Here is a 21,503-nt window from a genome sequence, read left to right as displayed (position 1 = left end):
AAGGGGGTGGGACCTTGTCAGGCGCGGCGCTGGAGAATGGCCTTCTCCATGCGCGCCAAGGCTTGGGTGAGGCGAGCCCTGGTGCAGCCAGCGTTGGAGCGCGCGTTCCTTGTCAGGCGGTGCGCTGGAGAATGGCCTTTTCCATGCGCGACAAGGCTTGGGTGAGACGAGCCCTGGTGCAGCCAAAGTTGAGGCGCACGAACTGGCCATTGCCAAACTGGGCGCCCGGGGAGAGACCGACCCCCGCCTGCTCGAAGAAGGCGACGGGATCATCCAGCCCGAGGGCGCTCACATCGATCCAGGCGAGATAGGTCGCCTGATTCCTTGCCAGCTTGACGCCGGGCCAGCGGGACACAGCCTGCTCGATCAGGGTCAGGTTGGCCCTCAGATAGTCGAGCTGTTCACTGAGCCACTGCTCGCCGCTCTCGTAGGCCGCCTCGGCGGCGACGAAGCCCAGCAGGTTGACGTCGGCGCTGATGCCGCGCATCGCCTGTTGCAGCTTGAGCCGCAGGCGGGCGTTGGGGATCACGGCGAAGGAGCAGCACAGGCCGGCGATGTTGAAGGTCTTGCTCGGCGCCATCATGACGGCAGAGCGCTCGGCGGCCGACGGGCTCAGGGCGCCGTAGGGAATGTGGCGGGCATCCTTGTCCAGCAGCAGATCGCAGTGGATCTCATCCGAGCAGACAACCAGGTTGTGGCGCTCGGCGATGGCGTCGATGGCGAGCAGCTCCTCGCGAGTGAAGACGGTGCCCCCCGGATTCTGCGGGTTGCACAGCAGCAGCAGGTCTGCGGAGGGGGCCTGGCGCTCCAGCTCCTCCAGATCCAGCACCCAGCGCCCGGCCTCCTCCATCATGGGGACGGTCAGCAGGGGGCGATCGTTGAAGCCAGGCGCCTGCAGGAAGGGGTAATAGACCGGCTTGGGGGTGATGATGCCACGGCCGTGCTGGCTCCAGGCCTTGCAGGCGAGGTTCAGACCGGGCACCACCCCCGGCAGGAAGACCAGCCACTCCGGGGATATGGTCCAGCCATAGCGCTGCTGCAGACGGGTGATGATGAGTTCGATCAGCCGGGGGGAGGGGCGGGAATAGCCGAAGATGCCGTGGGCCACCCGCGCGGTGAGGGCCTCGATGACGGCGGGAGGCGAGGCGAAGTCGGTGTCGGCTACCCACATGGGCAGTACATCCTGACCCTTGTACTTGTCCCACTTCAGGCTCATGGTGCCGCTGCGATCTATCTCCCGATCAAAATCAAACATGTGAAATCCTTGTACTGGCCAGAGGGTTTACCAATGTACGGACTTGGACCTGGCCTCGCAAGCCTTGAGGTGGCTGTTGATAATCGCATAAAATAATCGCCGTCATACTGTACATCCGCCGGCTTCTGGCTTCCTTTTCTCTTCCATATCAATGGTATCTCTATGAGTTTGCTGAGTGCTGCCCGCAAGAGGCCGGATCCCGTCTCTCTCTCTTTCCTCGCCGTGACCTTCATGACCGGGGTGGCGGTGGCACTCCAGGTGCCCACCCTGAGCCTGTTTCTGGCCGAAGAGGTGCAGGTGCGCCCCTTCCTGGTCGGGCTCTTCTACACCGTCAATGCGGTGATCGGCATCCTCATCAGCCAGTGGCTCGGCCATCGCTCCGACAACGGAGGGGATCGCAAGCAGCTGATCCTGCGCTGCTGTGTCGCCGGCATAGTGCTCTCCCTGCTGTTTGCCTGGAACCGGCAATACTGGCTGCTGGTGAGCCTGGGGGTGGTGCTGGCGAGCCTGACCGCCACCGCCAGCCCCCAGCTGTTTGCCCTGGCGCGCGAATACGCCGACAGCCGCAACAAACGGGCGGACATGTTCAGCTCGGTGCTGCGGGCCCAGTTCTCCCTGGCCTGGGTGATAGGGCCGCCGGCCGCCTTCGCGCTCGCCATCGGCTACGGCTTCGAGGTGATGTATCTGGCTTCCGCCCTGGCTTATCTGGTCTGCGCCCTGGTGGTCTGGCGCTGGCTGCCCTCCCTGCCGCTGCCGAGCAGCCATGGCGGGGGGGAGCGGGTCAGCAGCTGGCGAGATCCCTCGGTACGGGCGCTTTTCATCGCCTCCACCCTGATGTGGACCTGCAACAGCATGTACCTCATCAACATGCCGCTCTACATCACCCGCGAGCTGGGGCTGGAGGAGAAGCTGGCCGGTATCTTGATGGGCACGGCGGCGGCCCTGGAGATCCCCTTCATGCTGCTGGCGGGTTACTACACCCGGCGCTTCGGCAAGCGGCCCATGATGCTGCTGGCGGTGCTGGCCGGGGTGGGGTTCTACGCCGGCCTGGTGACACTGTCGAGCCAGGGGGCCCTCATCGCGCTGCAACTGCTCAACGCCATCTTCATCGGCATTGTCGCCGGCATTGGCATGTCCTATTTCCAGGATCTGATGCCGGGTCGGGCCGGGGTCGCGACCACCCTGTTTGCCAACAGCATCCGCACCGGCTCCATCATGGCGGGCGCCATCGCCGGCACAGTGGCGGAGATCTGGAGTTTTCACGGGGTATTCATGGTGGCCACCGCATTGGCGCTGGCCGCACTGGCCGCTTGCTGGCGGGTGCCCAATGTGTGAGGCGCCCATGGCGGTCGCCACGGCATTGACGCCGGCGGGATAAGCAGGGGCCGGCCGCGGAGGCCGGCGGAGCATTACTTGCCGTTGTCGGCCTGGTATTCGTTGCGCAGGCAGCGCAGCAGCAGCTCGGCCGCCGGGCCCAGGGCATCGGTGGAGAGAGTGAGCAGGTAGGTGTAGAGGTAGCGCTCGCTGCCGCCGGCCAGATCGAGCTGCACCAGGGCGCCGCTGGCGAGCTCCTCCCGCACCAGGTGGCCAGGTACCCAGGCGTAGCCGAGGCCGAGGCGCACCATGCTGAGCACCTCGTGATAGTGGGTCGCCTTCCAGCCGGTGTCGTCCGCGTCGTTCCAGTCCACCGAGCGGTGGATGGGCGGGTGCAGGCTTATCTGGTTATGGCTGGCGAGCAGCTCGGCCGTGATGGGCTCCTCTTGCCCGGCGAGGGGATGCCCGGCCGCGCACAGCGGCAGCAGGCAGACTTCGTCCAGCGGCAGGCCGGTGCGATCGTGGGGCAGGTGTTCTGAGAGCATCAAGTCCCCCACCTGGAGCGCATTGAAGTGGCAATGGATCCGTTCGTGCAGATTGATGCGGCAACCCCGGCTGCGGGGATGGAAGTGCGCCAGCGCCCGGTAGAGCCGCTCTCTGGGTTGCAGCGCGGAGACATAGAGGTTGATTTGCGGCTCCCACTGGCGCTCCAGATTGTTGGCCAGGTTCTCCAGCTCTTCCACCTGCTGGCTGAGCTGACGGGCCCGCTTGAGGAAGATCTCCCCCGCCGGCGTCAGCACCGCCTTGCGCCCTCTCACCTCCAGCAGGGCCAGCCCCAGGCTCTGTTGCAGCTTGGCGACCGCATGATTGAGGGAGGATTGGCTCTTGTTCAGCGCCTCGGCGGCCTGGGCGTAACCGCCACAGTCCACCACGGCCTGGAAGATCCGCCATTGCTCAAACGTGCTCTTTGGACGAAACATAGTGCAACCTGTCAGGGGCCGATGGGATTCAACAGGGCGCGACTGGCGCCCCTCTTCACTTTAACCCCACCTGGTTAGTTTGTTGATTTATTTGGGCTGGGCCACGAAGGTCTGGCCTGTCTTGCCACGGCTGTCCGGCCCCATCAGATAGAGATAAAGCGGCATCAGGTCGGCCGGGGTCTTCAGCAACTGGGGGTCTTCCGCCGGGAAGGCGCTGGCCCGCATCCTGGTGCGGGTGCCGCCCGGGTTCAGGCTGTTGACCCGCACCCCGGTATTCTCCAGCTCGTCCGCCAGCACCTCCATCATGCCTTCGACGGCGAACTTGGAGATGGCATAGGTGCCCCAGTAGGCGCGCCCTTTTCGGCCCACGCTGGAGGAGGTGTAGACGATGGAGGCCTCGCCGTGCTCCTTGGCGGTCTGGCGGATCAGGGGCAACAGGGCCTGGGTCAGCAGGAATTCGGATTTGACGTTGACCTGCATCACCTCGTCCCACTCCTTCTCCTGGATGTGCTCGAAGGGGGAGAGGGTGCCGAGCAGACCGGCATTGAACAGCACGCCGTCGAGGCGACCGAACTGCTGGGCGAAGGTCTCGGCCATACCGCGGTAGTGAGCGGCGGTGCCCCCTTTCAGATCGACAGGGACTATGGCGGGCAGGGGGTGACCGGCCGCCTCTATCTGGTCGTAGACCGCCTCGAGCTTGGCGCTGGTGCGACCGAGCAGCACTACTGTAGCGCCGTGGGCGGCATAGGTGAGCGCCGCTTCGCGGCCGATGCCGTCACCGGCACCCGTTACCAGAATGACCTTGTCCTTGAGCAGATCCCGGGGGGCCTGATAATCGAGCATGTGCACTCCTGTTAACAAATCCGTGAGGGATGGGCGCGACCATAGAGGAGGCAAGTGTACTGATCCGGCCCTGCCGTTGACCAGTATGAGACGGCAAAAATGTGAAGAAAACAGGGCGGTAGCGTGAATTGGCGCTGTCTGCCCCTGGCCCATGGCAGAGTTTTTGCACCATACCGCCAAACTCCTTACTATGTGAAAAAACCGAACATAGCGCGGAGCATCAAGTGGCATTTTTGACCGAATACGGCCTGTTTCTGGCCAAGACCCTCACCTTACTGCTGGCCATAGGCGCCGTCGTCCTGATGGTGGTGAGCAGCCGTCAGCCCAGGGCCCGCAAGGGGGAGCTGGTGGTGACCGATCTCTCCCGGGAGCTGGAGCAGGGGCGTCATCAGCTGCAATCGGCCCTGGCCGGCAAGGCCGAGCGCAAGCAGATGGACAAGGCGCGCAAGGCCGAAGAGAAGGTGCGCGCCAAGAGCGAGGACGAGCGCAGCCGGCTCTTTGTGCTCGATTTTCACGGCAGCATGGACGCCAGGGAGGTGGCCTCCCTGCGGGAAGAGGTGAGCGCCGTGATTGGGGTCGCCCGGCCCGGGGACGAGGTGCTGCTGCGCCTCGAGTCCGGCGGCGGCGTGGTGCACGGCTATGGCCTGGCGGCCTCCCAGCTGCAGCGCCTGCGTGACAAGGACATCACGCTGACGGTGGCCATCGACAAGGTGGCGGCGAGCGGCGGCTACATGATGGCCTGCGTGGCGGACAAGATACTGGCGGCCCCCTTTGCCATCGTCGGCTCCATAGGCGTTATTGCCCAGCTGCCGAACTTCAACAAACTCCTGAAAAAGCACGACATCGAGTTCGAGATGCACACCGCGGGCCAGTACAAGCGCACCATCACCATGTTCGGCGAGAACGACGATCTGGGGCGGGAGAAGTTTCGCGAGGAGCTGGCGGCCATCCACGAGCGTTTCAAGGGGTTCGTGGCCGAGCACAGACCCAACCTCGACATAGAAAGCGTCACTACCGGCGAGCACTGGCTGGCGAGCCAGGCCAAGCAGCTTGGTCTGGTGGATGCGCTCTGCACCAGCGATGACTACCTGCTGGCCCAGGCCAGCCACCACAAGGTGGTCGGCATCAGCTACCGCAAGCCAAAGAGCCTGACCCAGCGGCTGGGTCAGCAGGGGGCCCAGGCGCTGGAGGGGGCTCTCGGTCGCCTGTGGCAGCAGAGCCCCTGGCGCTGAGGTCTTGCCGTCGACATCGACATGAAAAAGCCGGGCAGGAGCCCGGCTTTTTTGATCCCGTCTCTCCTGCGTCTCAGCGCTGGAAGGGGTAGACGGATCCCAGCTTCAGGATCTGGGTCAGCTCGTCCAGAGCGGTGCGGGTCTCCAGCACCAGGGAAGGGTCGCGCAGATCGTCCAGCGACAGGCTGTCGCGGTAGTGGCGCTCGACCCAGTTGTCCAGACGGACAAACTGGCTGTCGTTGATGAGGCAGGCCGGGTTGACCGCCGCCAGCTCGGCGTCGTTCATGGCAACCCGCAGTCGCAGGCAGGCGGGGCCGCCGCCGTTCTTCATGCTCTGCTTCACGTCCATGAAGTGCACTCCCTTGATGGGGGTGCCCAGGGTCACCAGCTTGGCCAGATAGGCAGAGACCGCCGGATTGTCGCGGCACTCGGTGGGGGCGATGATCGCCATCTCGCCGCTCGGCAGGGTCAGGATCTGGGTGTTGAACAGATAGGATTTCACCGCATCCTGTACCGACACCTCATTGGTCGGCACCTCGATAAAGTGCAGCTCCCCCTCGCCGAACTTGGTGCGCACCTCGGCCAGGGCCGCCTCGGTATGGAGGAAGGCCTGCTGGTGGAAGAAGAGCACGTTCTGGTTGCCCACCGCTATCACGTCGTTGTGGAACACCCCCTGATCGATCACGTCCGGGTTTTGCTGGATGAAGACGGCGCTCTCTTCCCCGAGTCCATGCAGGCGGGCAATGGCCTGGCTGGCCTCCAGGGTCTGGCGGGCCGGATAGCGCTTGGGGGCGGGCTGGGAGACGTCGAAGGCGCTGCGGCCATAGACGAACAGCTCGACCCCGGCCTCGCCGTAGGCGCGGCACAGACGGGTGTGGTTGGCGGCCCCCTCGTCACCGAAGTGGTCGTTCTCCGGCAGGTGCTGATGGTGGCTGAAGTGACGATCGTTGTTGAACACGGCGCGCAGGATGCGGCCTGTCACTTCGGGCTCCAGGGAGCGGTGGAACTTGTTGGTCAGGTTGGCGGGGGTGAAGTGAATGCGGCCATCCTGGGTGTCGGCGCTCGGTGAGACGGTGGCGGCGTTGGCGGTCCACATGCTGGAGGCGGAGTAACAGGCGGCCAGCACGGCGGGGGCCTGTTTCGCGGCCTGGGCCAGGACGCTGGCATCGTTGCCGGTGAAGCCGAGGCGGCGCAGGGTGGCGAGATCCGGCCGCTCCTGGGGCGCCAGCACCCCTTGCGTCATGCCGAGCTCGGTCAGCGCCTTCATCTTGCGCAGCCCTTGCTTGGCGGCCTCCTTCGGATTGGACGCTTCCTTGGCGTTGCTTTGGGACGCCACATTGCCATAGGAGAGGCCGGCATAGTTGTGGGTGGGGCCGACCAGGCCGTCGAAGTTGACCTCGAAGTGCTTCATGACTACATCCTTTCGATTTTTATATGGGGAGCGGTTCCTTCCGCGCACAAAGCTGCGGCGTGCGGCCATTATAAAGAGATTTCATCCTTTGTAACAAGCTGATAACCAAGGTGGTTTTTTATGTGACGGGGGTGGCTGGATATGTCATTTCCAATCTAAAAAAGGGGGGGATATAGCATAAAAACAAAAAAGCGGTTGCTTCCCGCGCGTCCCCTTCGCATTAATAAATAAAGAAGCAAGGCGGTTCGGGCTGCATGGCAAATTTGTTCACAAGATTGCTTTTTCCCGTCAAATCTCTTATACAGCCCCACAAAACCGCACGCCAACCCCGTCGGGTGCAATGAGGATAATAGTTACAGCATGGGCAAATCACTGGTCATAGTGGAGTCTCCGGCCAAGGCCAAGACCATCAACAAATATTTGGGCAAGGACTACGTGGTGAAATCCAGCGTCGGTCACGTGCGCGATCTGCCGACCAGCGGCAGCGCCAGCACAGAGCCCAAAAAACCTGTCATTCGCGGCATCAAGCTCAGCGAATCCGAGAAGGCGGCCAAGGATCGCAACGCCCTGTTCTCCAGGATGGGGATCAACCCGACCGCAGGCTGGCAGGCCAACTACCAGATTTTGCCCGGCAAGGAGAAAGTGGTCAGCGAGTTGCAGAGTCTGGCCGAGAAGGCCGACACCATCTATCTCGCAACCGACTTGGACAGAGAAGGAGAGGCGATCGCCTGGCACCTGCGCGAGATCATCGGCGGTGATGACAGCCGCTACAAGCGGGTGGTGTTCAACGAGATCACCAAGACCGCCATCCAGGAGGCCTTTGCCCAGCCGTCCGATCTGAACATCCATCGCGTCAACGCCCAGCAGGCTCGTCGCTTCCTTGACCGGGTGGTGGGCTACATGGTCTCCCCACTGCTGTGGAAGAAGCTGGCCCGCGGTCTCTCCGCCGGCCGGGTGCAGTCTGTCGCTGTGCGCCTCATCGTCGATAAAGAGCGCGAGATCAAGGCCTTCGTGCCGGTTGAGTTCTGGGATCTCAACGCCGACCTGCTGACCGGTGACAAGGCCGATCTGCGGATGGAAGTGGTCAGCCGCAACGGCGTCGATTTCAAGCCGGTGACCCAGGCCGAGACCTTCGCCGCCGTGGCCGCCCTGGAAGGGGTCGACTACAAGGTGGTGAACCGGGAAGACAAGCCGACCGGCTCCAAGCCATCCGCCCCCTTCATCACCTCCACCCTGCAGCAGGCGGCTTCCACCCGACTGAGCTTCGGGGTCAAGAAGACCATGATGATGGCCCAGCGTCTCTATGAAGCGGGTTACATCACCTACATGCGTACCGACTCCACCAACCTCAGCAAAGAGGCGGTCGAGGCGGTGCGCGAATATATCGGCGAGCAGTATGGCGCTGCCTACCTGCCGGCCGAGCCGACGCTCTATGGCTCCAAGGCAGGCGCCCAGGAGGCCCACGAGGCGATCCGTCCCTCCAACGTGCTGGTGACTGCCGAGATGCTGGAAGGGATGGAGCCGGATGCCATGCGGCTCTATGACCTCATCTGGCGCCAGTTTGTGGCCTGCCAGATGACCCCGGCCCAGTACGACTCCTCCACCCTGACCGTCAAGGCGGGCGAGTTCGAGCTCAAGGCCCGCGGTCGCACCCTGCGCTTCGCCGGTTGGACCAAGGCCCTGCCGCCCATGGGTCGCAAGGGAGAAGACAACCAGTTGCCGGCGGTGACCGTCGGCGAGATCCTGAAGCTGGTCAAGCTGGATCCCCGTCAGCACTTCACCAAGCCGCCCGCCCGCTTCACCGAAGCGGCCCTGGTGCGCGAGCTGGAAAAACGCGGCATCGGCCGCCCGTCCACCTACGCCTCCATCATCTCCACCATCGTCGATCGCGGCTATGTGCGGGTCGAGAGCCGCCGCTTCTTCGCCGAGAAGATGGGTGAGATCGTCACCGACCGTCTGGTGGAAAATTTCGTCGAGCTGATGAACTACGAGTTCACCGCCAAGATGGAAGACAAGCTCGATGGCATCGCCGAAGGCAGCCTGGAGTGGAAGAAGGTGCTGGACGCCTTTTACGCCGAGTTTACCCAGGAGCTGGAGCAGGCCGACAAGCCGGCGGAAGAGGGGGGCATGCGTGCCAACCAGATGGTGCTGACCGACATCGACTGCCCGGACTGCGGCCGCAAGATGGGCATTCGCACCGCCACCACCGGGGTCTTCCTCGGCTGCTCCGGCTATGCCCTGCCGCCGAAAGAGCGCTGCAAGAAGACCATCAACCTGGTCAGTGCGGACGAGTTCGTCTCCGCCACCGACGGTGACGAGGCGGAAACCGAGGCGCTGCGCGCCAAGCACCGCTGCGGCGTCTGCGGCACCGCCATGGATGCCTATATCATCGACGACAGCCGCAAGTTGCACGTCTGCGGTCGCAACCCGGACTGCGACGGCTACGAAATCGAGCAGGGCCAGTTCAAGCTCAAGGGCTACGAAGGGCCGAGCATCGAATGCGATCGCTGCGGCTCCGAGATGCAGCTCAAGAACGGCCGCTTCGGCAAGTACATGGGTTGCACCAACGAGACCTGCAAGAACACCCGCAAGATCCTGAAAAACGGTGACATAGCGCCGCCGAAGGAAGATCCGGTGCCGCTGCCCGAGCTCAAGTGCACCCAGTCCGACGCCCACTTCGTGCTGCGTGACGGGGCGGCCGGTCTCTTCCTCGCCGCCAGCAACTTCCCGAAATCCCGTGAGACTCGTGCGCCACTAGTGGAGGAGCTCAAGCGCTTCCGCGACCGCCTCTCGCCCAAGCATCAGTACCTGGCCGACGCCCCGGCGTCAGATCCTGACGGTAACGCATCCGTGGTGCGCTTCAGCCGCAAGAGCAAGGAGCAGTACGTGATGACGGAGGTGAACGGCAAGGCAACGGGCTGGACCGCCCATTACGACAATGGGAAGTGGCAGGAGAGCCTGGCTAAGGCGAAGAAGTCCTGATCGCGTCACCGCTCACATCATGATGAAAGAGGCCCCTTGCGAGGGGCCTTTTTATTGGGAGATGGCGGTATACTGAGAGGGCTGCATGGATGGCAGCACAAGACAGGGAGGTTGTCATGGAGATACATGAAATCCGGCCAGGCATGACCTGTCTGACCCGGGAAGGAACGGCCTATGTGCTGGAAGTGGACAGGCAGAGTCTGCTGGTATTGCTGCAGCGGGAAGACGAGACCATACCGGTGCAGGTACGTTGCGACGACATCCTGGGCCCCCTTGCCAGCGACTAGCGGCGGCGCCCCTGACAGGCGCTAGAACGGGATCAGAAAGAGCAGCTCGGCGAGGTCGGGCTGCCACTGCCACTCCCGCATCCTGACCCGCCCCTTGATCACCGGCACCCCCTCTTCCTGCAATCTTCCTATCTGTTCATCGAAACCCGCCGAGCCCTTGGGCAAGGAGATGGTACCGCCTGCGCCCAGCACACGGTGCCAGGGCAGTGTCTTGTCCGTCTCCCGCAACACTTTTCCCACCAGCCGCGCCCGCCCGGGCAGGCCCGCCAGATCGGCGACCTGGCCATAGCTCACCACGCGACCGGCCGGGATCAGGGCCAGGATAGCCTCGATGCGTGCCACCTTGTTCAAGGGGGGAGGGGGAGGAGTCATCATCATGGGGCCTTACTCGACGTGAAACAAAAGCGCCACCATTGTGGCGCTTCCGTGGTCTGGGGGGCAATACGGGATCCGGCTCAGCCGAAGGTCTGGCTCAGCCCCCTGAGCTCGCTGGCGCGTTTGAGCAGCTCCTGGCTGGAGTTGTCCACCGCCTGTATCTTCTGGCTGTTGGCGCGGGAGTACTGGGAGATCTGGTGGATGTTGCGGCTGATCTCCTCCACCACCGCTTGCTGCTGTTCGGCTGCGGCGGCTATCTGGGTGGAGAACTCGGTCACCTGATCTATCTCCCCCAGCACCAGATGCAGGTTGCCGGACCCCTGGCGCGTCATCAGGGCGCATTCCCGGGTCTGGGCCAGGTTGTCCTGCATCATCCCCTGCCAGCGGCCCAGGGTCTGCTGGATCTGGCGGATGCTGCCCTGGATCTGCTCGGTCGCCTTGTGGGTGCGGGTGGACAGGGTGCGCACCTCGTCCGCCACCACCGCAAAGCCACGTCCCTGTTCACCGGCCCGGGCCGCCTCGATGGCGGCGTTGAGGGCCAGCAGGTTGGTCTGCTCGGCGATGCCCTGGATCTCGCCCATGACGCTGCCGATCCGCTCGGATTCGTTCGCCAGCTCGACGGCGGAGTGGAAGGCATGCTCCGCCTGCCTGGCCAGCAGCTCCATCTGCTGCTCGGTCTGATCCAGCTGCTGCACCGTATGCTGGCAACTGCTGCGTGCCTCTGTCACCTGGCTGTTGGTGTCCTGGATGTTGCGCGCTATCTCGTGGGCCGTGCTGGCCATCTGGGTCATGGCGGCGGCCATCTGCTGGGTCTGGGCGTCCTGCTCGTTGATGTCGAGGAAGGCTTGATGGGAAGAGTCCTGCAGGTCGGTCGCCAGGGTCTGCAGGGGATGGGTGGCGTCGTTGACCCGACCCAGTACGGTACGAATGCGGGCCTGCAGCATCTTGAGATGGAAATCGGCGATGGCGCCGGGGGCGTCCCCCGAGTAGACCAGCCGGGTCAGGCTGTCATATTGCTGGCCGAGCCGCTTGAGGTAGCGTGGCAGCGAGATGAGCTCGCGCCAGTAAGCGCCGGCGACGGCCAGCAGGGGCAGCAGCATCAGCAGCACCGTCAGGGCCCCCTGGGAGAAGGCCGCCCAACCGAATAGGGCCAGCATCAGCAGGCCGAGCAGCAGGGGTCTGGCACTGTGCAGGGAGGGCAGCTTGCTGGCGCCGCCCTGTTCGGCCTTGAGCAGGGCCTGATAGGCCTGGGTGGCGACCTGCTTGAGCTGGGGTTCGGGCTTGCAGCGCACCGACTGGTAGCCGCTTATCTTGCCGTTCTCGTAGATGGGGGTCACATAGGCGTCGACCCAGTAATAGCGGCCATCCTTGCAGCGGTTCTTGACCATGCCGCGCCAGGGGTTGCCCTCCTTGAGGCGATCCCAGAGGTCGGCGAAGGCGGCCTTGGGCATGTCGGGGTGACGTACCAGATTGTGGTTGTGTCCGACCAGTTCATCGACATGGTAGCCGGCGATGCGGCAGAAGGCGGGGTTGGCGTAGGTGATGACGCCGCGCAGATCCGTGGTGGAGACGAGTTGCACGTCGGCGGGGAACTCAACTTCACTGTCCTGGATCTGGACGTGTTTGCGGGCCATAAGGATAAGCTCCGATGCGTTGCTGGTTGTTATTGTGGTTGAACCGGATGCAGGCCCGGGCGCAGTGCCTCTTGCCCGGCCTCATCGGGGGCCTTATTTTGCCAACAAAGGCAGAGTAAAAGTAGGGGCTAGGTTGGATTTTTGTTGTTTGGTGGTAAAAAAATGGCGACCAAAAGGTCGCCAAAAAGAGAAAGATAACACTACCTCTGTGGTACCCGGTAACGCACCTGCAACTGATCGAGGATCTGCAGCTGGCCGGGCAGGCGGGCAGCGAAGTGATCCCAGGCCTTGCGGGCGGGGTCGCTCCAGGCTACCTCGGCCGTGGCCAGCATGCGCGGGAACAACATGTAGTCGAGACGATCGCGAGAGGTGATCAGTTCCGACCACAAGGGGCTCAGCACCCCCAGGATGTTATCGTTGGCATGGAAATCGGCCGGCGCAGGGTCACATCGGTAGACCTGCTCCAGATTGAGGGTCCCCGCCCAGTAGAGCCCGGGTTCATGGATGTCCGGGCTCCAGGCGAGATCCAGATAGAGGGACTGGGCCGGGGCCATCACCACGGGGTAGCCCGCGGAGGCGGCATCCAGCCCCGCCTGGAAGCTGGTCCAGGCGAAGATGGTGGCGTCCCGGCTCACCTTGTCCCCGTGCAGTATCTCTTCCCAGCCCAGCATCTGCTTGCCCCTGGCCGCCAGGTATTGCTGGCAGTGGCGCAGCAGGTGGCCCTGCAGCTCCCGGCAATCGGAGTAACCCTGCTCTGCCATCAACTGCTGACAGGCGGGGCTGTCGGTCCAGACCCCGGTCGGCACCTCGTCCCCCCCCATGTGCACCTGAGTGCCGGGGAAGAGCGCGCACACCTCGTCGATCACCGCCTCCAGGAAGCGATAGGTACCGGGTAGGGCCGGGTTGAGCACGTTGTCGTCAAAATATTGCACCGAGAGGTAGCGGGAGCTGTCCGCCTCTTCCCGCAGCAGCTCGGGCAGCGCCTTGATGGCCGCGTGGCAGTGACCCGGGATGTCTATCTCCGGGATGATGGTGATGCCGAGCCCAGCGGCATAGGCCACCAGTTCGCGCACCTCGCTCTGGGTGTAGTAGCCGCCATAAGGTTCGGGGCCGCCGCTGAGCTGGGGGCCCACCGCCAGGCCATGTCCCCGCCAGGCCGCCACTTCGGTCAGCCGGGGGAAGGCCTTGATCTCGAGGCGCCAGCCTTCGTCATCGGTCAGGTGCCAGTGGAAGCGGTTGAACTTGTAGAGGCTCATCTGCTTGAGCAGGCGCTTGAGGGTGGCGATGGAGTGGAAGTGGCGGGCGCAGTCGAGGAAGATGCCGCGAAAACCGAACCTGGGCGCATCCTCCACCTCGAGGCAGGGCAGGCTCTCCCCGTGTTGCAGGACCCACTGGGCCAGGGTCACCAGACCGTGGCGCCAGCCAGCCTCGCCGGCAGCCCGGATGCGGATCTCCTCTGTGGTGATGACGAGCTGGTAAGCCTCCTGGGGGAGCTGTGCCTCGACCAGGTGGATCTCGGCGTCGTGATCCTGGGTCAGGGCGAGCCCCGTCAGCTCGTTGAAATGGGCCAGCAGGGGGGCGAGGGAGACAGGGCCGCTGACATGGGCCCGCTCGGCCAGGCGGAAGTTGCCTTCCGGCAGTCGCAGCTGAGTCGGCTGGGGCACTATGCCGTTGGCGGGCTCCACCTCGGGCAGATCGGGGGCCGCCGCCGGACTCGGCGGCAGGCCGAGATCCAGGCCCGCCTGCACCAGGGGTTGCAGCAGCGGCTGGGCACCTTCGTCCGTCAGGCTGAGGAAGAAGCCTTGGGGCAGGTCGGAGTAGCGCTTGATGGGGGTGTTGCGGCAGCAAAAACGCAGCTCGCTGACTCCCTCATGAGGCACCAGCACCTTGTAGCTGCCGCTCTGGCGTGCCAGGGATCCCCCTTCCACCGACTGGGGATCGATTTGACGGGCCAGGCAGAAGTGCAGCTTCCAAGGGCTGGCCGGGAGCTGGCTCAGGGTGAAGCGGAACCAGACGTCTTCACCGTCGCGACGGTCGATCTGGGTATGGATCAGGGGTGCAGACATGGGTATTCCTCTGATGGGGTGAACAAGATGGGGTCCTCTCGCGCAGGTGGCTCGGCGTGGACAGTGCTAAGGGATGCAGGCATGGGTAGTCCTCCGGCTGGGCAAACGGGGCTGTGCCCTCTCCAGCGTATCGTTCACGCCGGGCAGGGCTTAAGGATGCAGGCATGGGTAGGCCTCCGACTGGGCAAACAGGATGGCGCCTTCCAGCGCATCGGCTTGCGGGGGAACCAGGTTGAGGTGTCCCAGGCGAGGGGCCAGGCGCATGCCGACGCCGCCAAGCAGGGCGATGCGGTCGGCTCCCAGCTGCCCCATGCCCTCCAGCAGGGTCTGCAACTGGGCGCAGGTTTCGTCCAGCAGCTGGTTGGCGAGCTCATCCCCGTCGCTGGCGGCGTCGAACACCCAGGGGGCGAAGCGGCCATAGTCGGCGGGAATGGCGCGGGCAGCCCAGCGCACCACCTCCGCCTGATCCCGCTTGAAATGATCGAGCAGGCGCACGGCGAGCAGGCTGGGGGGCAGGATACCGTCGTGGCAGAGCAGGGATTGCTGGATGGCGCGCAGCCCCAGCCAGGCACCGCTGCCGAGATCCGAGATGGGAAAGCCTCGCCCTGAGCAGCTATGGAGCTGGCCATGGCGGTAGATGAGCCCGGCTGACCCTGTGCCGGCGATGAGGATGGCCCCCTCCCGACCACCAAAGGCGCCCAGGCAGGCGCCGAAGGCGTCGGAGGTGAGCCGCACGCTGGCAAAGGGGAAGGGCATCTCGAGCAGGGCCTGGTAGCAGTCGGGCAGCTCGGCGGAGGCCAGCGCCAGCCCCACCCCCATTTGCTGCTTACTCTCCCGGGGGAGCCCTGCCTCAAGGCGGGCCTGCTCGATGGCCGCCAGCACATTGGCGTGGGCGAGCGCAATGCCGAGCTCCAGATTGGAGCCCGCGGCGCGCCCCTCTCCCAGCACTCTGCCCCCCTTGTCCCGAATGCGGGCGCGGGTGTGGGTCCCTCCGCCATCGACCCCGACCCAGTACTCAATCATGACGAGCCTCCGGCGCACTCTGCCAGCTGATGGCCAGGGCCAACCAGGCTGAATGATTGGAGGATCCACGGCTCTCTCCTGCGCCAATGATGTCCGAGCCGATCCTTGTACGTCTCAATCATGACGAGCCTCCGGCGTACTCTGCCAGCTGATGGCCAGGGCGAACCAGGCTGAATGATTGGAGGATCCACGGCTCTTTCCTGCGCCAATGATGTCCGAGCCGATCCTTGTGCGTCTCAATCATGACGAGCCTCCGGCGCACTCTGCCAGCTGATGGCCAGGGCAAACCAGGCTGAATGATTGGAGGATCCACTGCTCTCTCCTGCGCCAATGATGTCCGAGCCGATCCTTGTACGTCTCAATCATGACGAGCCTCCGGCGCACTCTGCCAACTGATGGCCAGGGCGAACCAGGCGGCGTGGGGGATCCACTGCTCCCCCCAGCGCCAGTTCTGATCCAGCCGATCCCTGTACTCCTCGGGAATGAAGGCGACCTCAGCCTCGTCATCGAACCCGGCGGTGATGCCGTTGCAGATGCCGCCGAGGGCATTGGGATAACCGGCGGTGTAGCTCGGGTTGTTGATGCCGTGCCCCGCCAGCATGCAGGCGTTGAAGGGGTTTTGCCCGAGGATCCAGTCGAGCTGGCGCTGGCCGAACGTCATCAGGAGTGGGCTCTGCTGGGGGAAGTGGCGGGCCGCAGCGAAGGCCATGGCGGCCAGGGAGGCCAGCCGGGCGTTCTCCCCCTGCCACCAGTAACCGGACTCGTTGTGGTGGGGCATAAAGAAGCTGATGCGGGGGTCTTCGTCCACCCCCTTCACATATTGGCGTGCCAGGGCGAAGGGGTTGCCCGCCCGGGCGGCGAGGGCCAGCTCGGCGGCCAGCGCCTGCTGCACCACGGCATTCACCCGGGCGCGGCGATCCTGATCCGGCTCGACCCCCAGGTATTCCAGCAGGGCCAGCACCGGCAGACCCGCCTCGGCGGCGTGGTAGTAGGGACGCGAGCCGTCGTCGTTGGCACTCCAGTAGTGGCCGAGCTCGGGGTGGGGGCGCTGGCGGGCGCAGAGCCTGCCGGCCCTCTCCCTTGCCTCCCCGAGCCAGTCGCGGCCAAGGGTCTGGGTCAGCTCGACCGCCGCCAGCAGGGCGCAATAGTCGTCGATGATGTTCTCGCGACCGTCGTCCAGATAGGCGAGGTTGTGCTCGCGCAGGTGCAGGTAGCCGCGCCTGGCCGCCTCGGCATAGTGGCTGGTATCGAAGTCGCCGCCGGTCTGCTCGCGGGCGGCCCGGGCCAGGGCGGCGATGGCCATGCCGCCCCCTTGCCGGAAACCCGCCTGCCAGTTGGCTGACTTGAGCCCCTGCTGGGTGGCGTAGGCGCACAGCTCGCGCTGCTCGGGATCCTTGCTCCACTTGTCGAACAGCGTCATGTAGAAGAAGCCGCTCTCATCTTGCATCCGGCAGAGAAAATCCGCCCCGTGCAGCCCCTCGTCACTGAGCCGCTTGCAGAGGTTCAGCCCGTCGATGTCGCGGCGCGTCGCCAGGAGCGCCCGGCTCTTGAGCAGGCTCCATACCACCAGGGGGGTCTGCTGGGGGTTGAGGTAGTTGGCGTAGGAGAGGTGGCTCAGGTATTTGCTCATGTCGCCGCTGGCATCGAACCAGCCGCCGTGCACATCCTTGCGCTGGTCGGTGCCAAACAGTCGGGCGCTGCGGTCGGCTCTATCGAAGGCGCCGCTGGCACGCTGGCCCTTGAAGTAGTGAATGACATCGGAGAGGCAGCGGCCGATCAGCAGATCCTGACCTATGGCGAAGCGGGTGGAGCGGACTATGCCTTGTGCGGTGATCGCCTCCAGCCGGTAGTGGCCGGACTCCTTGAAGGCGCTGAAGTCGGCACGCCAGTAGGCACGTCCCTGCCAGCCGGGCACCTGGCCTGCGGCCTGGAGAGGAACCTCCAGCAGGAGGCGGTCATCATGCAGGCGGCGCAGTCGCACCAGGCCGCTTATTTCCACGTCGGCGGCGGTCTGCAGCAGGGCAATCTTGTGTCCGTCACAATCGTAACCCACCTGATTGATCAAGAGTTCCATCCAGCTTTACTCCCTGGTCTGGGGCAATGAAGGGGCCTCGCGAGGAGGCCCGGGTGAAGGTATCGCGGGCCGGTAAGGCCGCCCCCTGAGCGGGGGGCTGGCTTATTCGTGCAGGTAGCAGCGCACGAAGTGGTTGTCGGCAAGCTTGGTCACGGGGGGCAGGCTCTCCTTGCAGCGCGCCATGGCCTGATGGCAGCGACCGGCGAAGGGGCAGCCCCGGGATTCCGGCGTCCAGAGCGGGATCTCCCCCTTGCGGCCCCCCTCCAGCTCGGCATGGATGCTCTTCTCCGGATCCGGCACCGCCGAGATGAGCAGCTGGGTATAGGGATGCTGGGGGTGGTGCAGTATCTCGTCCACCTCGCCCCACTCCACCATGTGGCCCACGTACATCACCGCGAGATCTTCCGCCACGTAGCGGGCGGTGGCGATGTCGTGGGTGATGTAGAGCATGGAGACGCCGAGCTCGTTCTTCATCTGCTCCATCAGGTTGAGGATGCCGATGCGAATGGAGACGTCGAGCATGGAGGTGGGCTCGTCCGCCAGCACCACTTCTGCCTCCACCGCCAGGTTGCGGGCGATGTTGACCCGCTGGCGCTGGCCGCCGGAGAGCTGGTGGGGGTATTTGGCCGCCGTCGCCTTGGCCGGGGTCAGCCCCACCTTTTCAAGGAGGCCATAGACCATGTCGGGCAGATCCCGCTTGTCGCTCACCTTGCTGTGCAGCAGCAGGGGGCGGGCTATGTGGTGGTAGATGGTGTGGGTCGGGTTGAGCGAACCGAACGGGTCTTGCCACACCATCTGCACGCTCTGGCGGTAGTCCAGCAGGGCGGTGCCCTTGTTGAACTCCTCCAGATCCCGGCCCCGGTAGAGGATGCGGCCGTTGGAGAGCTTGTACATCTTGGCGATGATCTTGGCGATGGTGCTCTTGCCGGAGCCCGACTCCCCCACCACCGCCAGGGCGCGGCCCCGGTGGAGGTTGAAGGTGATGTCGGAGAGGGCCCGCATCTTGCCGCTCTTGATGGCATTGGAGTTGACGGCGAAGTCCTTGTAGAGATGCTGGACCTCGATGATGGGCGCGTCGGTTTGGGCGATTTGCATGACAGACATCCTTAACAGCCAGCGGCCTTGTCCAGATAGATGGGGTGGTCCAGTTGTTCCTCGGCCGAGTCATAGAGGTGGCAGGCGGCCTGCTGCCCGGGCCGGATCTCGGCCAGCCGGGTGTACTCCTGGCGGCAGCGCTCGTGCACCTTGCCGCAGCGGGCCTGGAAGCGGCAGCCGACCGGCACCTCCAGCAGGTTGAGGGGGGTGCCGGGGATCCCCTCCAGCACGGTTTTCGGGCCGTGCAGGGGCGGGAAGGAGTTGCCGAGCCCCTTGGTGTAGGGGTGCAGGGGCGCGGTCAGTATCGCCTTGGCCGGCGCCACCTCCACCAGTTCGCCGGCGTACATGATGCCGATGCGATCGCAGAACTCGACCATGAGCGAAAGGTCGTGGGTGATGAAGAGAATGGAGAAGTTGAACTTCGCCTTGAGGGCGTAGACCTTCTGCAGTATCTCCCGCTGCACCACCACATCCAGTGCCGTGGTGGGCTCATCCATGATCAGGAGCTCGGGGTTGAGGGCCATGGCGATGGCGATCACCAGCCGCTGGCGCATGCCGCCGGAGAACTGGTGCGGGTAGTCCTTGAGCCGGCTCGGGTGGATGTCGACTATTTCCAGCAGCTCCTGGGCGCGCTTGATCGCCTCGTAGCGGGTCATGCCGGGGTTGTGGGCCAGCAGCACGTCACAGAACTGCTCTTCCATGCGCAGCACCGGGTTCAAGGCATTCATGGCGGACTGGAACACCACGCTCGCCTGGCGCCAGCGGTAGCTGCGCAGCCGCTCGTCGTCGAAGGCGAGGATGTTCTCCCCCTTGAACAGGATCTCGCCGCCGCTGATGTAGGCGGGCGGCTTGTGCAGGCGCGCCACCGAGAAGGCGACCGTGGACTTGCCGCAGCCGGACTCGCCGGCGAGGCCGAACACCTCACCCGGCATGATGTCAAAGCTGACCGAGTTGACGGCGCGCACGTCGCCGTTCTCGGTGATGTAGTCGACGCAGAGCTGGCGTACCGACAGCAGGGGTTGTTGCGAGCTCATGCTGTCTTCTCCTGAGCGACGGTGACCGGGACGGCGAGCTGCTTCCAGCGACGCAGGCCCTTGTGGGAGCGCAGTTGCGGGTTGGCGATTTCGTCGATGGCGAAGTTGAGCATGGCCAGACCCGCCCCCAGGGTGGCGATGGCGAAGCAGGGGGCCAGGATTTCCCACCAGGCGCCTACCAGGATGGCGCTGGAGGTCTGGGCGTTGTAGAGCATGATGCCCCAGCTGACCACTGTGGGGTCGCCGAGTCCCAGGAACTCCAGGGTCGCCTCGGTGACGATGGCGTAGATGATGGAGCCGATGAAGCTCACCCCTATGATGGAGATGAGATTGGGCAGTATCTCCACCAGTATGATGCGCCAGGCCGGCTCCCCCAGCACTTCGGCGGCGATGACGAACTCTTTCTCCCGCAGCGCCAGGGTCTGGGCACGGATCACCCGGGCGCCATAGGCCCAGGAGGTAAAGCCGATGATGAGGGCGATCACCGTCGGTGACGCCTCCCCGATAAAGCTTGCCAATACCAGCAGCAGGGGGAGGTTGGGGATCACCAGCACCACGTTCATCAGGAAGGTGAGGCACTCGTCCACCACGCCGCCGAAGTAACCGGCGGTGATGCCGATACCGATGGCGAGGGCGCACACCAGCAGGCCAGCCCCGAAGCCCACCATCAGGGAGATGCGGGCACCGCTGGTGAACTGGGCCCAGAGATCGTGGCCCATGCGGTTGGAGCCCATCACCAGCTCCACGCTGGGGGGCTGGTGCGGGCGGGCAACGCGCTTGGTGGGCTCGTTGCTGGCGAGCAGCGGGGCAAACAGGGCCATCAGCACGAAGGTGACCACGATGGCGAGGCCGAAGGCGGCCTTCTTGTTGCCCAGCAGGATTTTTAAAATAGTCGGCATACGCATCTTATTTGCCTCCTGTACGCAGACGGGGATCCAGGAAGACATAGAGCACGTCCGCCAGGAAGTTGAAGCTGAGCATGGTGATGGTCATGATGAGCAGTTGCCCCTGAATGAGCGGGTAGTCGCGGGCCAGGATGCCCTGGTAGAGGGTGAGCCCCAGGCCCGGGTAGTTGAAGATCACCTCGGTAATGAGGGAGCCACCGATGACGAAGCCGAGCGCCATGGAGAGGGCGGTGACGCTGGGCAGCACGGCGTTGCGGGCGCCGTAGTTGAAGATGACCCTGTTGCTGGAGAGCCCCTTGGCCTTGGCCATGGTGATGTAGTCCTCACCCAGGAGGTTGATCATGTTGTTGCGCATGGTGATGAGGAAACCCCCCACCTGCACCATGGCCAGGGTGCCCACCGGCATGATGGCGTGCAGCATGATGCTCTTGATGTGTTCCCAACCGAAATCGGCGGTGATCTCCGGGCTGTAGGCGTAGCCGATGGGCAGCCAGCCGAGACTGACTCCGAACAGGAAGAGGGCGAGCAGGGAGACCACCACGGGCGGAATGGCCTGCATCACCAGGGTGAGCGGGGAGAGGATGCTGTCCATGCGTCCCCCCCGGTACCAGGCGGCGAAGATGCCGACGATGGAGCCGATGGAGAAGCTCAGTATGGTGGAGGTGCCCACCAGGAACAGGGTCCAGCCGATGGCGCGGCCGAGCACGTCAGCGACCGGTTGGGGGTAGTAGCGCACCGAGGTGCCGAGATCCCAGGTGAAGACACTCTTCACATAGGCGAGAAACTGGGTGGTGATGGGACCGTCAACGAACCCGAAGGTGGCCTTGAGGGCCTCGAGGGCGGCTGGTTCCATCATGGCGCCGGCCCGGGCGAACATGACGGAGACGGGATCTCCGGGCATGGCTCTGGGCAGCAGGAAGTTGATGGTGGCGGCCACCAGGAAGGCGACCAGATAGAAGGAGAAGCGTCTAAGTATAAATCCCATGGTGATAC

The 21,503-nt window shown here is 64.4% G+C and carries 17 protein-coding genes; 4 read left to right on the top strand and 13 right to left on the bottom strand.

Annotated features, from left to right (window positions below; translation table 11 throughout):
• Positions 1-112: 112 nt before the first annotated feature.
• Entirely contained in the window at positions 113-1,255 is a 1,143-nt protein-coding gene (locus WIR04_RS14635) for a PatB family C-S lyase (RefSeq protein WP_338887874.1), read from the bottom strand.
• A gap of 162 nt (positions 1,256-1,417) precedes the next feature.
• Between WIR04_RS14635 and WIR04_RS14630 the strand changes: the two genes are divergently transcribed.
• Positions 1,418-2,590, top strand: coding sequence for an MFS transporter (locus tag WIR04_RS14630; protein WP_025326217.1), 1,173 nt, complete (start codon positions 1,418-1,420; stop codon positions 2,588-2,590).
• 74 nt (positions 2,591-2,664) lie between these two features.
• Here WIR04_RS14630 and WIR04_RS14625 read toward each other — a convergent pair whose 3' ends face one another.
• Positions 2,665-3,549 carry a LysR family transcriptional regulator gene (locus tag WIR04_RS14625; protein WP_338887873.1) on the bottom strand — a complete coding sequence of 295 codons (885 nt, stop codon included), beginning with the start codon at positions 3,547-3,549 and terminating at the stop codon, positions 2,665-2,667.
• 87 nt (positions 3,550-3,636) lie between these two features.
• Positions 3,637-4,392 carry a YciK family oxidoreductase gene (locus tag WIR04_RS14620; protein ID WP_338887871.1) on the bottom strand — a complete coding sequence of 252 codons (756 nt, stop codon included), beginning with the start codon at positions 4,390-4,392 and terminating at the stop codon, positions 3,637-3,639.
• A gap of 224 nt (positions 4,393-4,616) precedes the next feature.
• On the opposite strand from WIR04_RS14620, the gene sohB reads away from it, so the two are divergent.
• A complete protein-coding gene (sohB, locus tag WIR04_RS14615; protein WP_338887869.1) occupies positions 4,617-5,624 on the top strand; it encodes a protease SohB in 1,008 nt (335 codons plus the stop codon).
• A gap of 73 nt (positions 5,625-5,697) precedes the next feature.
• Here the strand turns inward: sohB and astB are convergent, their stop codons facing one another.
• The gene (gene astB, locus WIR04_RS14610; protein WP_307765591.1) at positions 5,698-7,035 is read right to left on the bottom strand and encodes an N-succinylarginine dihydrolase; all 1,338 of its coding nucleotides are present in this window, start codon (positions 7,033-7,035) and stop codon (positions 5,698-5,700) included.
• A gap of 360 nt (positions 7,036-7,395) precedes the next feature.
• Here astB and topA point away from each other — a divergent pair, with 360 nt between their 5' ends.
• Positions 7,396-10,017 (top strand): type I DNA topoisomerase, encoded by a 2,622-nt coding sequence (topA, locus tag WIR04_RS14605; RefSeq protein ID WP_025326222.1) that lies wholly within the window; start codon positions 7,396-7,398, stop codon positions 10,015-10,017.
• 116 nt (positions 10,018-10,133) lie between these two features.
• On the top strand, positions 10,134-10,304 hold the full coding sequence (locus WIR04_RS14600; RefSeq protein ID WP_162852227.1) for a hypothetical protein: 171 nt from the start codon (positions 10,134-10,136) through the stop codon (positions 10,302-10,304).
• Positions 10,305-10,325: 21 nt separating this feature from the next.
• Here the strand turns inward: WIR04_RS14600 and WIR04_RS14595 are convergent, their stop codons facing one another.
• The 9 genes from WIR04_RS14595 to WIR04_RS14555 all read right to left on the bottom strand — a co-directional run bounded on the left by WIR04_RS14595 (position 10,326) and on the right by WIR04_RS14555 (position 21,495).
• Positions 10,326-10,682, bottom strand: a complete 357-nt coding sequence (locus tag WIR04_RS14595) for an MGMT family protein (RefSeq protein WP_025326223.1) — start codon at positions 10,680-10,682, stop codon at positions 10,326-10,328.
• A 77-nt stretch (positions 10,683-10,759) separates the two neighbouring features.
• Complete coding sequence (locus WIR04_RS14590; protein WP_338887863.1) at positions 10,760-12,313, bottom strand: PAS domain-containing methyl-accepting chemotaxis protein; 1,554 nt, start codon at positions 12,311-12,313, stop codon at positions 10,760-10,762.
• Between the two features lie 200 nt (positions 12,314-12,513).
• Positions 12,514-14,379 carry a beta-N-acetylhexosaminidase gene (locus WIR04_RS14585; RefSeq protein ID WP_338887861.1) on the bottom strand — a complete coding sequence of 622 codons (1,866 nt, stop codon included), beginning with the start codon at positions 14,377-14,379 and terminating at the stop codon, positions 12,514-12,516.
• Positions 14,380-14,529: 150 nt separating this feature from the next.
• Positions 14,530-15,402 (bottom strand): BadF/BadG/BcrA/BcrD ATPase family protein, encoded by an 873-nt coding sequence (locus WIR04_RS14580; protein ID WP_338887859.1) that lies wholly within the window; start codon positions 15,400-15,402, stop codon positions 14,530-14,532.
• A 358-nt stretch (positions 15,403-15,760) separates the two neighbouring features.
• Complete coding sequence (locus WIR04_RS14575) at positions 15,761-17,476, bottom strand: glycoside hydrolase family 9 protein (RefSeq protein WP_338887857.1); 1,716 nt, start codon at positions 17,474-17,476, stop codon at positions 15,761-15,763.
• Positions 17,477-17,578: 102 nt separating this feature from the next.
• A complete protein-coding gene (locus WIR04_RS14570) occupies positions 17,579-18,571 on the bottom strand; it encodes an ABC transporter ATP-binding protein (RefSeq protein WP_338887855.1) in 993 nt (330 codons plus the stop codon).
• 11 nt (positions 18,572-18,582) lie between these two features.
• A complete protein-coding gene (locus tag WIR04_RS14565) occupies positions 18,583-19,605 on the bottom strand; it encodes an ABC transporter ATP-binding protein (protein WP_338887853.1) in 1,023 nt (340 codons plus the stop codon).
• Positions 19,602-20,510 (bottom strand): ABC transporter permease, encoded by a 909-nt coding sequence (locus WIR04_RS14560; protein WP_163136087.1) that lies wholly within the window; start codon positions 20,508-20,510, stop codon positions 19,602-19,604. Before WIR04_RS14560 ends, WIR04_RS14565 begins: the two co-directional genes overlap by 4 nt.
• 1 nt (position 20,511) lies before the next feature.
• On the bottom strand, positions 20,512-21,495 hold the full coding sequence (locus WIR04_RS14555) for an ABC transporter permease (protein ID WP_005331240.1): 984 nt from the start codon (positions 21,493-21,495) through the stop codon (positions 20,512-20,514).
• Between the last annotated feature and the right edge of the window lie 8 nt (positions 21,496-21,503).

This window comes from Aeromonas rivipollensis (assembly GCF_037811135.1).
Lineage (GTDB): Bacteria > Pseudomonadota > Gammaproteobacteria > Enterobacterales > Aeromonadaceae > Aeromonas > Aeromonas rivipollensis.
This window is presented reverse-complemented; position numbering and strand designations above follow the sequence as displayed.

Coding starts and splice junctions, on each gene's coding strand:
- WIR04_RS14585 (WP_338887861.1), bottom strand. CDS start 14,379: ATGTCTGCACCCCTGATCCATACCCAGATCGACCGTCGCGACGGTGAA.
- WIR04_RS14565 (WP_338887853.1), bottom strand. CDS start 19,605: ATGAGCTCGCAACAACCCCTGCTGTCGGTACGCCAGCTCTGCGTCGAC.
- astB (WP_307765591.1), bottom strand. CDS start 7,035: ATGAAGCACTTCGAGGTCAACTTCGACGGCCTGGTCGGCCCCACCCAC.
- WIR04_RS14630 (WP_025326217.1), top strand. CDS start 1,418: ATGAGTTTGCTGAGTGCTGCCCGCAAGAGGCCGGATCCCGTCTCTCTC.
- WIR04_RS14555 (WP_005331240.1), bottom strand. CDS start 21,495: ATGGGATTTATACTTAGACGCTTCTCCTTCTATCTGGTCGCCTTCCTG.
- WIR04_RS14595 (WP_025326223.1), bottom strand. CDS start 10,682: ATGATGATGACTCCTCCCCCTCCCCCCTTGAACAAGGTGGCACGCATC.
- WIR04_RS14580 (WP_338887859.1), bottom strand. CDS start 15,402: ATGATTGAGTACTGGGTCGGGGTCGATGGCGGAGGGACCCACACCCGC.
- topA (WP_025326222.1), top strand. CDS start 7,396: ATGGGCAAATCACTGGTCATAGTGGAGTCTCCGGCCAAGGCCAAGACC.
- WIR04_RS14570 (WP_338887855.1), bottom strand. CDS start 18,571: ATGCAAATCGCCCAAACCGACGCGCCCATCATCGAGGTCCAGCATCTC.
- WIR04_RS14575 (WP_338887857.1), bottom strand. CDS start 17,476: ATGGAACTCTTGATCAATCAGGTGGGTTACGATTGTGACGGACACAAG.
- WIR04_RS14620 (WP_338887871.1), bottom strand. CDS start 4,392: ATGCTCGATTATCAGGCCCCCCGGGATCTGCTCAAGGACAAGGTCATT.
- WIR04_RS14590 (WP_338887863.1), bottom strand. CDS start 12,313: ATGGCCCGCAAACACGTCCAGATCCAGGACAGTGAAGTTGAGTTCCCC.
- WIR04_RS14600 (WP_162852227.1), top strand. CDS start 10,134: ATGGAGATACATGAAATCCGGCCAGGCATGACCTGTCTGACCCGGGAA.
- WIR04_RS14625 (WP_338887873.1), bottom strand. CDS start 3,549: ATGTTTCGTCCAAAGAGCACGTTTGAGCAATGGCGGATCTTCCAGGCC.
- WIR04_RS14560 (WP_163136087.1), bottom strand. CDS start 20,510: ATGCGTATGCCGACTATTTTAAAAATCCTGCTGGGCAACAAGAAGGCC.
- WIR04_RS14635 (WP_338887874.1), bottom strand. CDS start 1,255: ATGTTTGATTTTGATCGGGAGATAGATCGCAGCGGCACCATGAGCCTG.